Source organism: Streptomyces lavendofoliae, from assembly GCF_014649735.1.
GTDB lineage: Bacteria > Actinomycetota > Actinomycetes > Streptomycetales > Streptomycetaceae > Streptomyces > Streptomyces lavendofoliae.
This window is the reverse complement of sequence record NZ_BMTP01000011.1, coordinates 15321-28231: the sequence shown is the minus strand read 5'-3', so window position 1 is coordinate 28231 and position 12911 is coordinate 15321. Positions and strand designations below refer to the sequence as shown.

Genomic DNA, 12911 nt, shown 5'->3' with positions numbered 1-12911 from the left:
CCGGGCGGGTCGCGGGTCAGTCGGCGGCCAGCCGGGCCAGCGCCCTCAGCGGGGCCGATCTGCCGCGCGGCGGAACCGTCCAGAGCGTCTGCCCGCGCACGCCCCACCGCTCCAGCAGCGCGTTCGCCGCCAGGAATCCGCTGGTGGCGGCCCGTTCCATCAGGGCCACCGGCAGGCCGGTCCGCACCAGGTCGCCCGCCACCATCACGGCGGGGTCGGGCGTCCGCACGGTGGGGCGGTCCTCGTAGCCGCCCACCGGGAAGTGGGGGCAGTCGGCCCGCCATTCGTGCCGCTCGTCCAGGACCAGGGCGTCCCTGATCTCCGGGTACAGGGAACGCAGCCGGGTGAGCATGCCCTCCTGGACGGCGGGCCGGTGGATGCCGGGGGCGGTGGCGTAGGCGTGCAGCTCGACGACGCCGCCCCCGGTGCGGGACGCCCACCGCGCCGCCTCGCCCTCCCAGCGCTCCAGGACGCTGACGTTGTCCAGCCCGTCGTACCCGCTGGTGGCCAGGAAGCCGGGGCGGTGGCGGTCGACCGGGCGGTCGAGCCAGTACCGGGACACCAGGAACGGCGGTGCCGTGCGCAGGCGGCTGATCCGGGTGCGCCAGGCCCGGTCGCCCAGCCGGGGCGACCGCGCGACGACGCGGCGCAGGCCGGCCGTGTCGAGCGCGAGGACCACGGCGTCGTGGTGGTCGGTCCGGTCCGCCGCCGTGACCGTGAACCCGCCGTGCGGCCCGGGCTCCACCGAGTCGACGGGGCGGCCTTCGAGCAACTGGACGCCGTGCCCCGCGAGGTAGTCCCCGAGCGGCTCCCACAGCGCCTGGGGGAAGGGCTCGTCGGGGACGTCGAAGAGCAGGCCCTCGCTGGAGCCCAGGAAGTAGATGTGGAACATCAGCGCCAGTTCGGCCGCCGACAGGGTGCGCGGGTGGACGAAGAAGCTGCGCGAGAACACCTCGAAGGCCAGGTGGTGGGCCGCCTCGGGGAACCGGATGCGCTCCAGGAGGTCGAGGGCGCTGAAGCCGTCGAGCCGCCGGTACACGTCCGGGACCCGTACGTCGAACAGGGGCAGGGCCGCCCGCGCGTCCATGCCGGCCAGGTCCGCGGCCCGGAAGCTCGGGCTGAGCGCGGCGAAGGCGAGGGCGTTCCACGGCGGGGTGCGCGGGATGCGGGCGAAGCTGTCGCGCAGGCCGCCGCTGTGCCACAGCGGGTAGTCGGGCAGCGCGCGCAGCCGGTCGAGCCCGGGATCGGCTCGGCGCAGCAGTCCGCGCAGGTTGTAGTACTGGCGGAAGAAGGCGTGGAAGCCGCGGCTCATGGTCGCGGTGGAACCGTCGGACAGGGTCACCGGCCGGCCGGCGAGCCGCCCGCCGAGCTGCTGCTCGCGTTCGTACAGGGTGACCCGCACGCCGCGTTCGGCGAGCCCGGTCGCCGCCGCGAGGCCGGCGATGCCGCCGCCGACGACCGCCGCGCGGGGCGGTTCGCCGGTGACGCGCGGGAGGCCGGGGAGCGGCGCCACCATCCGCGCCCTGCGGTCCCGGCCCCGCCGGGGCGCTCCGGTGGCGCGGCGCGGGGCGGCGGGGGCGGGGGCGGGGTGCGGCGCGGGCGCGCGGCGCGGCCGGTGTGCGGCGCCCGGGGCGTCGTCGTGCGGCGCGGTCATGGGCGGTTCCCTTCTCGGCGGTCGGCCGGCGCGTGGCCGCGGGCCAGGACGGGGAGTTCGGCGACGGTACGCAGCATGGGCAGCACCGGGGTGCGCAGCCCGATGCCGAGCTCTTCGAGCAGGTGGGTCCCGCCGTCGAGGAAGCGCAGCAGGCGTTCGGTCGGCACGGTGCGGAACAGTGCGGTGAAGAAGGCCGGACCGTCGATGCGGCCCGTGTCGAGCGCGCGCAGCACCACGGCGTCCATGGCCATGGCCCTGCGCGGGTACGCGGGGGGCGGCAGCGGGACGCGTCCTTCGCGCAGCGCGCCGGCGACGGCCCGGGTCTGGCGTTGCAGGCCGGCGAACGTGTAGCCGGTGGAGGGCCGGGTCGCACCGCCAGCGGCTCCGATACGGAAGACCGAGTGTCCGGCGCGGCGCGGGTGGCGCCCGTCGCTCATCGGGATCACGCCCTGCTCGTCGCCGGTCACTTCGTGGCGCCCGATGCCGAGCACGTCGCCGACGTAGTGGCGCAGCGCGCGGTCGTATCCGGCGGTGGTGAGCGGGGCCGCCGAGAACGCGGTGTACTCGACGAGCGCGTGGTGGGTGCCGAGCGGCAGGACGTATCCGAAGGCGAGCCCGTGGCGGGGCTGGGGGACGCGGAAGTCCATCAGCTCCACGGTCGTGGGGTCGAACGCCGGCCGCTCGGTGCGCAGGAACCAGCCCCGGAAGTGCTGGAGGAGCAGGGTCCGCGCCGGCGGTGGGCGCCGCGGACGGCGCGAGTCGAAGACCCAGCGGGCGCGCACACGGAGACGACGGCCGTCGGCGGTGACACCGAGCACCTCGGCGCCGCCCGGCCGGTCACTGACGGCCCGGACGGCGGCTTCCACGCGGGTGACGGCGCCGGCGCCCACGCGTTCGTGGACCGCCCGGGCGAAGGTGTCCGAGCGCAGCATCTTGTAGCGGAGGGGGCCCGGGCTGCCGGTGAAGGCCGCGCCGTCCGGGCCGCGCACCCGCAGCCGGTCCCAGCTCCGGAGCAGCAGGTCGTCCCAGTCGCCGCCCGGTTCCTCCCAGAAGCACCAGGTGCGTTCGGGCGGCCGGAGGGGGCCGGCCGGAGCGTCGACCAGCACGACCCGCGCCGGTCCGGGTCCTGCCCGCGGCCGGCCGCCCGGCCCCGGCGCGCACAGGTGGTGGATCAGGGACAGTCCCGCGGCGCCCCCTCCCACGACCGCCACCTCGGTGTCCATCACCAGGGGCGTGTCGTGTCGGTCGTGTGTCCCGGGCACGGGCGGCTCCTTCTCCTGCTGCGGCTGCCCCTCCCATTCGGCGGGAGGGCCGCGGTCGGATGCGGATGTGCCCCGATCGTACGGATCGACCACCCATCGGGCCTGGGTCCCGGGCGCCGTCCGGGGGCGGCACGGAGTCCTCCGTCAGACGTCCAGGAAGGCGAAGGGGGCGCGGTGTTCGGTGCCGTCCGGGAGACGCCAGGGGGCGGTGACGCAGATCCGCGCGGGGTCGGGGGCGGAGGGGCGGAGCACCCGGACCAGGGTGAGGGCCGCCGGGCCGGAGTCCGTGGGGACGGTGACGACGGTGCCGTCCCCGCCCTCGGCGACGGTGCCCGGGCCGGTCGGCGCCGGCCGGGGGCCCTCGGCGCCGTGCCGGGTGACGGACGGGTCGGGCGTGTCCGTCTCGCTCTGCGCCTGCGGCTGTGCCCGGCCGTGGAGGAGCGCGAGGAGCTGGGCGACCAGCACCGGGTCGCCCGCGCCGTCGTAGATCCAGCGCGTGCCCAGCACCCCGTGCTCGGACGTGCCGACGAGCGCGGCCCGGTCGTCGTTCCCGGCCCCGTCGAGCGGGGCGCCCCGGTAGGCGAGCGGCACGTGGTAGGTGACCGGCCGGTCGCCGGACGCGTCGGTGACCACCATGAACTCCATGCCGACCTCGCCCTCGGGGTCGTCGAGCCGGAAGCCGCCCGCCACGGACAGGGCCGGCACGGCGCCCGTCGACACGTACCAGGGGCGCGTGGGCAGCCAGGACGTGAGCAGTTCGAGCTTGCCCGGGGTCATCGTGGTCCGGTGAACGACAGCCATGCCTTCGCAGTCCTCCCGTATCGGTGTGTCCGTCGATGGGTACGAACACCATCCGTCCGCCACGCTACTTGGTTCACTTCCGTCCCGTGCGGGGGTTTTTCACTGGCGGGTGGGTGCCATGCGCTCTGGGAAGCGGCTCGGTCCCGTGGCACGATGGACGGACGAACAGTGCCGACGGTCGGCACGCGTTCCCTGGGGCAGTAATGAACGTCTGGCTCCGCTTCCGCCTCATCGGTGTCGCGCTCGTGACCGGTTCGTCGCTGCTGGCATGCAGCGGCGCGGACGGGCGCCAGGACGCGCCGACGACGTCGTCCGCCGCGCCGAGACCGTCCTCGTCGGCACAGCCGGCGCCGACGCCGACGCCCACCTCCGGTGGCCTGCCGTCACCGACGGGGGCCGCCCCGGCCACGCCGGCGCCCGACACGTCCACCACGCCGGGGCCCGACGGCAGCGCTCCGGTCACCGGCCTGGGGAGCCTGCAGCCCATCTGGCCCTTCACCACACTCGGCCAGGCGCAGGCGTGGCAGCGTGACCACCGCGCGGGCGGCCATCAGCCGTGGCACCTGGACCCGGAGCAGACCGCCCTGTCGTTCACCCGCGGCTACTTGGGCTTCGGGGAGATCGATCGCGTCACCTCGCGGTCGATCGGCGCGGCACGGGCCCGCGTCGGCGTGGGCCTGAGCGGCTCCGAGGACTCGGGCACCGCGGCGGTCGTCCACCTCGCGCGGTACGGCACCGGCCGCGACGCGCCCTGGGTGGTCGTGGGCACCGACGACACCGACTTCACCCTGACCCGGCCCGTGTACGGATCGGTGGTCCGCTCCCCCATGACCGTCGGCGGACGGATGAGCGGTGTGGACGAGAGCATCCGGGTGCAGGTGCGCCAGCCGTCGTCGGCGGCGCCGCTGGGCGAGTCCTGCTGCACTCCGGCGGGCGGTCACCGGCAGCCGTGGTCGTCCACCGTCACCTTCAAGGGCGCCAAGGACGCGGTGCTGACGGTGGTGGCCATGACCGGCGGGCACATCGCCGAGGTGGAGCGCTTCACGGTCACGGCGGTGCGCACCCGCTGACACCGCCCGCGGCGGGGGCCGCTGACACCGCCCGCGGCGGGGCCGGGTGTCAGTGGCACTGGCTACCGTGTGGCCCATGATCGACGCTGATGACGTCCGCCGAATCGCGCTCTCCCTCCCCGAGACGGTGGAGAAGGAGGCATGGAGCATGCCCACCTTCCGGGTGGCCGGGAAGATGTACGTCACGGTCCCCGACGACCGGACGTCCTTCGCGGTCCGCTGCCCGAAGCTGGAGCGCGCGGAACTGATCGCCGCCGAACCGGAGAAGTTCTGGGTACCGCCGCACGAGGCGAGTTCGGCGTGGGTGCGGGTACGGCTGGCCGCGCTGGAGGACCTGGAGGAACTGCACGACATCCTCGTCGACTCCTGGAGACAGGCGGCGCCCGACCGCCTCGCCGAGCAGCACCCCGACCTGCGCCCGGGCGCGGGCGGCCCTCGGTGAACGGCCCGGTGAGCGGCGGAGCGGGCGGCGCCGGCGCGCACCCGGGGGCCGGCGGCGGGCGGGAGGCGCGCCGCCCGCCGGGACGCGCCGGAGGGCACCGCCGGCCGCGCCTCGCCCGACAGCTCCGCCGTACGCGAGCCGCCCGGTGACACCGCCGCACGCACCGGGGCGGCGTCAACCGGCCTGCGCCAGGCGGTGGAACAGCGGCTCCGCCGAGACATCCCGCGGCAGGTCGCTCACCTGACCGTCGCCCACCTCCACCACCCGCCACTCGCCGTCCTCCCGGAGGGCGAGGTCGGTGGTGACGAAGCGGCAGCCGAGCGCGGCGACCAGCGGCCGGACGGCGTCGGTGTCCGGCTCGGGGCGCAGGCCGGGGCTGTCGGGGTGTGCCGTGAGGAGGACCGGGTCGCCGTCCACCCACCACAGGCGCGCCTCGCCGAGGCCGGCGCGGAAGTGTTCGAAGGCACGGACCACCACACCGCCGACAAGGGCGTCGTCGCGCAGTTCCACGAAGCGGGCGACGACCGACGCCAGGCGCCGGGCGTCGGTCAGGTCGGGTACGAAACAGGCCTCGTCCCACTCGTGCTTGCGGGACTTCACATAGTCCTTGACGATCCCCGGTCCGCCGCCCAGCGACGCCACCGCCCGGACGAGCGCCGGACGGGCGGGGGGTACGAGGGGCGAGGCGGGGAGCCACACGCTGCGCGGGGTGACCGGGGCGAACACGTCGTACCAACCGGGCAGTTCATGGGCGCGCCGGTAGCGCTCAGGCGTGGTGAGCAGGGTCACCCCGCGAGCGGCCAGGGCTTGGCGCAGGGCGCCGTACTGCCCGGCCGTCAGCATCCAGCCCCGGTACCAGGCCGCCCCGCTCCCCTCCGGGACCCGCGCCACGGCGGCGGTGGCGTCACCGGCCACCAGCGCGTCGTGGTCGATCAGCGCGACGGTACGGCCCGGTCCGCCAGCCGCCCGTGCCTCGTCCGCGAAGTGCCGGTCGGTATGGCGCGGCCGCAGCGGATCCGCGCAGAAGATGAACGTCGCCCCCATGCCCGGCACCCTATCCGCGCCACTCGGCGACAACCCGCGCCCGGCCGTACGGCGCCCGTTGTCAGTGCCGGATGTGAAGCTGACCGGTATGGACGACAGCATCCTCCGGCGCCGGGTCTACGGCGCCGATCACGACGACCCGGATCCCGGCCCCCGGCCCGGCCGGGCCTACGGCGAACTGGTGGGCGGCCCCCTCGACGGGCTCCTCCTCGACGTCACCGGCTGGAGCGCGGCCCGGCTCGCCGAGGAGGCCCGGCTGCCGACCGAGATAGGGCGGTACGGCTCCGGCGGCCGCGCGCACTACCGGCGCCGTGCGACCGACCCGGCGCACTGGGACTGGACGGGCGACAGCCCGTGAACCCGTCCGCAGGCCGGGCCCCGGTCGCGGCGGCCCGCCGCGCTCAGGACAGGCGGCCCACGACCTGCCGGACGCGTGCGGCCACGTCGTCCGGCAGCGGCGCGTAGTGGATCCGTGAGAGGTCCTTCTGTCCCTCCGCGCTCGCGGTGTAGGTCAGGAAGGACTTCAGGGCGGGCAGCACGTCCGCCTGGTTGCCGGTGTCGCAGACGATCTCGTACGTGACGAGGACGATCGGGTACGCTCCGCTCGCCCTGGTGCCGTAGTCGAAGGCCAGCGCCAGGTCCTGGCCCTCGCCCTTCACACGGGCCGTGGCGATGCCCGCCGAGGCGGTCTCGGCGGACACGGCGACCGGTTCCGGCGCGCCGGTGTCGAGCCTCACCGTCGGGAGGCGTTTCGCCTTGGCGAAGGACAGTTCGACGTAGCCGATCGCGCCGTCGGTGATCTGCACCCGGGAGGCGACGCCGTCGGAACCGGCCGCCGACTGGCCGCCCCTGGCCTGCCACGCCTTGTCCTTCGGATACGGCCACTGCTCGGGTGCGGCGCCGGCGAGGTAGGCGTTCAGGTTCTGCGTGGTGCCCGACTCGTCGGAGCGGTGGACGGCGGTGATCGGGGTGGCGGGGAACTCGGTGCCCGGGTTGAGGCGCCGGATCTCGGGTGCGTTCCACATGGTGATCTCGGAGTCGAAGATCTTCGCCAGGGTGGGGGCGTCCAGGACGACGTCCCGCACCCCCGAGAGGTTGTAGCCGATGGCGATGGGCCCGCCCACCATGGGCAGGTCGATGGCCCGGCCGCCCCGGCACACCTCGCGGGACCGCTCCACCTCGTCGGGCTTCAGCGGGCTGTCGGTCCCTCCTATCACCGTCGCCCCGCGCAGGAACTGGGCGACACCGCCGCCCGAACCGATGGGCACGTAACGGATCTCGACCGCCGGGCAGACCTGCTGGTACCGGCGCGTCCAGTGCTTCATGGCGTTCTGCTGCGCGCTGGAGCCGGACGCGGCCAGCCGGCCCTGCCGCGCGCATACGATGCTGCTCGTGCGCGTGGGCCCCGGGCCGTCGTCGGTGACGGCGGTGGTGGTGCCGCAGGCGGACAGCAGCAGCGCACCCCCTGTCACCGCCGCAGCCACGCGTGTTCCCACCGGACCTCCGCGATGTGCCCGTCGACGCTGCACCTGTCGTTCCTCTCCTCGGGCGGGAGCCTCGATGCTCGTCCACCCGGACGGTCGGACGGTGACGGGCCGGCGAACGGACGCTGTCGTTCGGACGAAGGGCGAGACCATCTCGGTCGCGTCGAGCGTCACCGCCGGGCCGCCGCCTCCGTCCAGGCGCCGGCGAAGAGTTCGTGGAGGGGCAGGGGCGGCAGGAGGCGGGAGAAGGGGCCCTGGACGACCCCGCCGTCCGTCGTGGCGCCGTACGCGGCGGGCTTGGCCGCCTCCAACGGCAGGTGTGGGGTGGCGAGTTCGGTCCACGGCCCGGGTACGAACGCCGTCCGGCCCGCGCGGGGGCGTTGTCCGGTGTCGACGGCGCCGACGGCCACCAGCTCGGCCTGCGCCTTCTTGTGGCGGGCCGGCGGCCAGCCGTTCCAGCGCCGTACGTTCCGGTCCGTGGGCCGGGCCAGGGCGAGGAGCTGGAGGTACAGAGCGGCGGCGTCCGGTCCCACGGCGAGGGTGTCCGCGACCTCGGCGGTCAGACCGGGCACGCTGTGGCGCGGGTTCGCCTCGTACGCGCCCGCCGGCACCGGGGTCCGCTCGGCGCGCCCGACCATCCGGGCCAGTCCGCCCTCCTCGGCGTACAACACCTCGATCCGGCGGGCGGCCCGGTCCGCCCAGGCGCTCTCCCTGCGCGTGGCCAGCCCCGACGGGCGGAGGAAGACCTCCTGACCGGGTACGGCGACGACGACGCAGCCGTCGTCGTACACCACCGGCGGGTTGTCGCGCCCGTGGGCGGACCAGGTGCACGGCAGTACCGGACCCGCGTACGGCGCGAACGCGGGGTCGGCCGGCGCGGTGCGGGCCGGCTCGGGGTGCCGGCCGGCCGGGACGAGCATGCCCGGGTCGTGCAGGGTGCGGAGCACCTCGGCGTGGAGCGCGCGGACGTGTGCGCGGGCCGGGTCGCCGACCGGGCGCTCGGTGAGGAGCCAGGCCAGAAGAGTGGCGGGCCGGGTGAAGGGGAGGTCGGAGGAGCGGACGACGTCACCGGGGCGGCCGTCGTCGCGGGTGTGGTGGAGGCTCAGGCCGCCGGTGCTGCCTCCGGCGAGGACGAAGCGCGGTGCTGCGCTGTCCGGCTCGGGGACGGCGACGGCCTCCTCGTCGCCGGCTGCGACGGGGTCCGGCGCGGGAACGGGGCCGGGCTCGTGGACGGGGAGGGAGCTGCCGGGCCCGTGGGCGGGGGCTGGGGCGGGGGGCGCGGAGAGGCGCCGGGCCCATGCGATGTCGAGCCCCAGCTCGGTCTCCAGGGCGACGGCCAGGTCCTCGTCGGCGTAAGGGCGGCGGCCGATCAGCCGGTTCCACTCGTCGGCCATCCGCTCGGCGGCGCGGACCCCTCCGCCGTCCGCCCACAGGTCGGCCGGGTCGTCGGGGACCCCGGCGGCGAGGATGGCCGCGGTGCCGGCGGGGCCGATGGTGTGCGGCAGTCCGTCGTACACGGACGCGGCGTCCTTGTCCGCCCTGTACGGCGCCGAGCGCAGCAGCTTCTTCCGCTCCTCATACCCCATGGGGCGCGGCAGTCCCGCCAGGACCAGGGTCGCGAGGGAGCGCCGGGCTCCGGTGCGGCGGCAGAAGGCGAGGACGGCCTCCGGGGCCACCGGCAGCGGTCCGTGCTCCGCGAGGAGTGCGAGGAAGCGGGTCAGCCGGGAGGCGTCGTCGCGTGTCACCGTGACCGTGACGGTGTGGGGCGCGGACGCCCGGTCGCGGTTGGTCACCTCCTCGGCGGGGATCGTCCCGGCCGGTGCGGGGGCGTCGGCCGGCTGGACGAAGCGCACGGTTCCGGCCCAGTTGGGCGGTCCGGAGACGGCGGCCCGCAGGTCCGGGTTTTCGGCGGCGCCGGCGCGGCCGGGGGCCCCGGAAGGGGAGCCTGGGCCGGTGGAGGAGACGGCGGGGGCCCGGCCGGTGCGCCAGGCGCTGCCCCGTACCGCGAAGGGCTGCTGGGCCCAGATCTCCAGGAGGGCCGTCAGCGCGGCCCGGTCCCGGTCGCCGGTGGTGTGCACGGCCGCCCGCCAGGCCGCGGCGTCGATGTGCCCGAGGAGGACGCTCCAGTCGTAGGGCGGCGTGGGCGGGGCGAGCCGCCGGGTCTCGTCGTCGAGCGCGCCGCGCAGGAAGGCGCCGTCCGCGGCGACGGAGGTGAGGGTGGCCGGGTAAGGCTGGGGGGCCCGCCGGTCGCTGTGGGCGCGTGATTCCGGCAGGAGGCCCCACAGCGCCGGTACCAGCTCGGTGTCGGGCACCTGGACCGGCAGATGGACGGCCGGCCCGGAGCGCATGATGCCGACCCGCCGGGACAGTTCCTCGCGGCGGCGCAGCACGTCGGCCGCCAGCCGGGCGGCCCGCCGGACGGAGGCCGCGATCCTGGCGTCGGACACGCCGGGCGGCACCTGCTCGGGGTCGGCGAGGAGGGCGCGCGCGTCCTCCTCGGTCAGCGCGCGCAGGGCGGCGGAGGAGGCGGCGTGGCGGGGCGCGAGGAAGTGCCAGAAGGCGGGCGGCGGGAAGGGGCCGCCGGCGTGGCCGCGTCGGGTGGCCCGGTGGCGGGGGGCGTTCGGGGCGGGGAAGCCGTGCACTTCCCAGAGCAGGGAGCCGTCCTCTCGGGCGTGGCAGCGGATGCTCGCCTCCTCGGCGAGGACGCCGTCCTCGCCGCCCTCGGGCATACGGACGATGCCCCAGGGTTCCTGCCCCTGTTCCGAGACCCGGTAGGTGGCGCCGCGCCCGTCGATGCCCTGGAGGACGAACTCCGTGGGGGCGGGGGTGCGGTGGTCGGTGCGGTGGAACACCCGGCAGCCGGCCAGGCGGCCCTCCTGTCCGAGCGGGGAGGCGGGGGCGCCGGGCGGGAGCGCCGCCAGGGTGGAGGCCCGGGCGAACAGGGCGGTGCCCGGGGGCGTGCCGCCGGACGTGTGGAACGCGGGGAGGGTGGTGTCCCGGGTGCGGGCGCCGGTGGCGGGATCGAGGCGGGCCCACCCCTCGGAGTAGGTGTCGGAGCTCCACAGCCGGTGCCCGTCGGACATCTGCAGGTCGAACCCGCCGATGCCCTCGCGGCTCCCCGGTCGCAGGACGCGCTCCCCGTCGTGGCGTCCGCCGCCGTCGGCGGTCTCGAAGTGGAAGCCGAGGCCGCCCTTGATCGAGCCGCCGAACGGGATGATGCCGAGGACGTTCTCCGGTGCGAAGACGTCCTCGGGCCGGTCGGTCCAGAAGGCGTGCTCGGCGTATCCGGCGCCGGTGGTGGTCCAGCCGACGAGGAAGTGCCCGCCGGCGAAGTGCGCGGAGTGGGTGGTGGCGTCGTCCGGGACGGAGAAGGCGCGGTCGGCGCGCCGGCCGGCGTGGTCGACGGCGACCGCGCGGGTGCGGCTGTACACGGTGAGCACGGGCCAGGTGCAGGTGACGCCCGCGACCTGGTCGCCGCACCGCGCGAAGTCGGCGAGCACGTCGTCGAGGGCGGGCCAGCCCAGCTCGTCCGGCAGCCCGGCGCGCAGGGAGCGGGCCAGCGGGCCCACCAGGTCCAGTGCGGCAAGGGCCTCCTCGATGCCGTCCAGCGCGGTGGCGGTGGGCCGGTCGAGGAGGGCCGCCAGTTCCCGCACGGCCTCGTCGGCCGCGCCGAGCCCTCCGCCGCGCAGTGCGTCGAGCAGCCGGTTCACCCGGCGGTGCACCTCGGCGGCGATGCCCGAGTTCTCGGGGAGGCGGGTGATCGCCGTACCGGCCGCGCGGGGGCCGGAGAAGGGCCCCCGGAGCAGCTCTTCGTGGACGGTGCCTTCGAGCCGCGGCCCGAAGACGGGGTCCTCGGCCAGGGCCTTGAGGTCGCGGCGCGACCGGTCGCCCCAGAAGCGCAGCCCGACCCGTCCGCCCGGGTCCTCCACGGGGATGCCCTCGGCGAGGCAGGCGTCGAGCAGGTCGGCGTCCAGCCCGGTGTACTGCCACTTGGTCCTGTGCATGCTCACGGGGACCCCGGCCGCGCGCAGCCGCGGGGCGAGCCGGGTGACGAGCTCGAACAGTTCCGGCGGCATGGGCTGGCGCATGATTCCGCCGCCCGCCGGGCGGAAGGCGTAGTCGCCGGCGTACCGGCCCAGCCACGCGGCGGGTCCGCCGTCGGGAACGATCCGGCCGTCCGCCATGGCCTCGGTCGCTCCCGAGCCGGCCAGCAGCCGCAGCCAGGAGGCGGCGTCGTTCCTGGAGGTGGGGAAGAGGGCGACGAGGGCGGCGTTCACCTCGTCGCCCTGCGGGTGTTCGGCCAGTACGGCGGTCGCCGCGCCGAGGAGGGCGTCCGGCAGGGCTTTCCCGCTCGCCCGGGCGAGGACCGCGCCCAGGACCCGGGCGTCCTCGTCGGCGCCCAGTCCCGCCGACCGGGCCGAGGCCCGCACGCGGCGCGCCAGGTCGGCCGGGAGGTCGCCGGGGGACGCGGCCCAGACGGTCAGCAGCCGGACGTACTCCTCGTGGGCCTCCTTCGGGGGGAAGCCGGCCGCGAGCCACCGCTGGTACGCCGTCAGCTCAGCGGCGGGCAGGGCGCCCGCGCGTGCGAACAGCAGGGTGTTGGCCCGGTGGAAGTCGGCGTCGACCGCCAGGGCGTGCACCCGCTCGGCCTTCCTCGCCTCCCCGTACGCCCGGGCGGCGTGACGCGGCGACCGGACCGCGGCGGTGAGCCGGTGGCCCACGGTGTCCCAGAACCACGGCAGATGGGCGGGCGGCAGCCGCCGGGCGCGTATCGCGACTCCGTCCAGGAACCGCCCGGGCTTCTCGCGCGCCACGGAAAGGTCCCTGCCCACGGCACCGAGCAACTCCCGCGCGGCGGGCGCGGTTCCGGGGTGCCGGGCCAGCACCCAGTCGACGTACAGCGTGGAGGAGAGGGGCGTCGTGGGCAGCGCGACAATCATGGAAGGCATCCTGGCACGGGCCACTGACACCCCCGGCTGCTGCCGATCCACCGCTCGGCCGCCGGTACGCGCCGGGACGGGCGGCACCCGGACCGGCTGCCGGCTCCGGGCGGCCGAACGGCGCACCGCACACGTGCGCCGGACGCGGCCGGACGCGCGCGTGCCGGTGCGGTCGGCTGCGGTGCGGTGCGTTGGCTGCGCGTGCGGTGCGTTG

The 12911-nt window shown here is 76.2% G+C and carries 9 protein-coding genes; 3 read left to right on the top strand and 6 right to left on the bottom strand.

What is annotated here, in order from left to right:
• Positions 1-16: 16 nt before the first annotated feature.
• The 3 genes from IE109_RS20710 to IE109_RS20700 form a co-directional block, all read right to left on the bottom strand.
• A complete protein-coding gene (locus tag IE109_RS20710; RefSeq protein WP_229891406.1) occupies positions 17-1516 on the bottom strand; it encodes an FAD-dependent oxidoreductase in 1500 nt (499 codons plus the stop codon).
• Between the two features lie 134 nt (positions 1517-1650).
• A complete protein-coding gene (locus IE109_RS20705) occupies positions 1651-2880 on the bottom strand; it encodes a lycopene cyclase family protein (RefSeq protein ID WP_189552675.1) in 1230 nt (409 codons plus the stop codon).
• Positions 2881-3060: 180 nt separating this feature from the next.
• A complete protein-coding gene (locus IE109_RS20700; RefSeq protein WP_189552446.1) occupies positions 3061-3717 on the bottom strand; it encodes a maltokinase N-terminal cap-like domain-containing protein in 657 nt (218 codons plus the stop codon).
• Between the two features lie 203 nt (positions 3718-3920).
• Here IE109_RS20700 and IE109_RS20695 point away from each other — a divergent pair, with 203 nt between their 5' ends.
• Both IE109_RS20695 and IE109_RS20690 read left to right on the top strand, forming a co-directional pair.
• Positions 3921-4787, top strand: coding sequence for a hypothetical protein (locus tag IE109_RS20695; RefSeq protein ID WP_229891411.1), 867 nt, complete (start codon positions 3921-3923; stop codon positions 4785-4787).
• 76 nt (positions 4788-4863) lie between these two features.
• Positions 4864-5229, top strand: a complete 366-nt coding sequence (locus tag IE109_RS20690; protein WP_189552444.1) for an MmcQ/YjbR family DNA-binding protein — start codon at positions 4864-4866, stop codon at positions 5227-5229.
• 174 nt (positions 5230-5403) lie between these two features.
• On the opposite strand, the gene IE109_RS20685 is transcribed toward IE109_RS20690, so the two are convergent.
• Positions 5404-6273 carry an ATP-grasp domain-containing protein gene (locus tag IE109_RS20685; RefSeq protein WP_189552443.1) on the bottom strand — a complete coding sequence of 290 codons (870 nt, stop codon included), beginning with the start codon at positions 6271-6273 and terminating at the stop codon, positions 5404-5406.
• An 88-nt stretch (positions 6274-6361) separates the two neighbouring features.
• Here IE109_RS20685 and IE109_RS20680 point away from each other — a divergent pair, with 88 nt between their 5' ends.
• Positions 6362-6631 carry a hypothetical protein gene (locus IE109_RS20680; RefSeq protein ID WP_189552442.1) on the top strand — a complete coding sequence of 90 codons (270 nt, stop codon included), beginning with the start codon at positions 6362-6364 and terminating at the stop codon, positions 6629-6631.
• A gap of 43 nt (positions 6632-6674) precedes the next feature.
• Here IE109_RS20680 and pstS read toward each other — a convergent pair whose 3' ends face one another.
• Positions 6675-7757: a phosphate ABC transporter substrate-binding protein PstS gene (pstS, locus tag IE109_RS20675; RefSeq protein ID WP_229891336.1), complete on the bottom strand. Its 1083-nt coding sequence runs from the start codon at positions 7755-7757 to the stop codon at positions 6675-6677.
• A gap of 170 nt (positions 7758-7927) precedes the next feature.
• Positions 7928-12697: a hypothetical protein gene (locus tag IE109_RS20670; RefSeq protein WP_189552441.1), complete on the bottom strand. Its 4770-nt coding sequence runs from the start codon at positions 12695-12697 to the stop codon at positions 7928-7930.
• Positions 12698-12911: the final 214 nt, after the last annotated feature.

What these genes read in the sequence shown, in the direction of transcription:
- IE109_RS20710 (WP_229891406.1), bottom strand. Translation starts at nt 1,516, where the DNA reads ATGGTGGCGCCGCTCCCCGGCCTCCCGCGCGTCACCGGCGAACCGCCC.
- IE109_RS20685 (WP_189552443.1), bottom strand. Translation starts at nt 6,273, where the DNA reads ATGGGGGCGACGTTCATCTTCTGCGCGGATCCGCTGCGGCCGCGCCAT.
- IE109_RS20695 (WP_229891411.1), top strand. Translation starts at nt 3,921, where the DNA reads ATGAACGTCTGGCTCCGCTTCCGCCTCATCGGTGTCGCGCTCGTGACC.
- IE109_RS20680 (WP_189552442.1), top strand. Translation starts at nt 6,362, where the DNA reads ATGGACGACAGCATCCTCCGGCGCCGGGTCTACGGCGCCGATCACGAC.
- IE109_RS20690 (WP_189552444.1), top strand. Translation starts at nt 4,864, where the DNA reads ATGATCGACGCTGATGACGTCCGCCGAATCGCGCTCTCCCTCCCCGAG.
- IE109_RS20700 (WP_189552446.1), bottom strand. Translation starts at nt 3,717, where the DNA reads ATGGCTGTCGTTCACCGGACCACGATGACCCCGGGCAAGCTCGAACTG.
- IE109_RS20670 (WP_189552441.1), bottom strand. Translation starts at nt 12,697, where the DNA reads ATGATTGTCGCGCTGCCCACGACGCCCCTCTCCTCCACGCTGTACGTC.